The 720-nt window shown below is 48.3% G+C and carries 1 protein-coding gene; it reads right to left on the reverse strand.

Annotation, left to right across the window (positions count from 1 at the left end; all coding sequences use genetic code 11):
- The coding region (locus ACYQ0N_RS15360) for an amidoligase family protein (protein WP_460163188.1) at nt 1–720 on the reverse strand (720 nt) is incomplete at both ends.

Raw genomic sequence — 720 nt, forward strand, 5'->3', positions numbered from 1 at the left:
CCCTATGAGTCCGAGATTCAGAAGCCACACCCGAAAGCTGTAACGCATATTGTCGCTGCTGCTTACATTAGGGGAGCAGAACTTTCTTGTAACCGCCGCGTTGCTTATTGCCAGAGCCAGGACTATCTGGCTTCTGATCTCTCCGGCATGAAGGCTTGCGTTGCAGCATCTGATCTCATAATGACCGCGCTGAAAGTAGCTATGAAGATTGAGCGCTCTGTATCTTGTTTCTGAGTAATAGGTATGCTCCTCCGACATATTTCCGTTATACCACAGCATTTTTATTTCCTCGATCGTATCCGGCTTTCGTTTATTTAGTTTTTCCACAAAACTTCTGTCGATTTTCTTGCAGTACCACTCTCGGGCTGACGAGACCTGCAATGCGTCCCACAGGTAATCCTCCTTGCTTGAGAATATATTTACAAGATTTCTAAGCTGCCGGGGCGTGTAATCGTCCGCTGAGATATGGATATGCGTTCCGCATTTATACGCGGATCCGGTAATTCCTCCCGCATGCCGCAGAGCCCTGATCACCTCCTGCAGCAGAGGTATATCATCATACTCCAGCACAGGAGAATTAAGCTCCACGCTGTAGGCTCTGGAAGCCGCCTCGCCGTTTCGGTTTTTGCAGATAATACTGGAATCCGATACGAACGACCAGCTTCTGCCCTTGCTGTCGCTTACGGAATATTTATCGTAAAACCCTCCGTTATGGGATAC

The organism is Ruminococcus sporogenes (genome assembly GCF_054655175.1).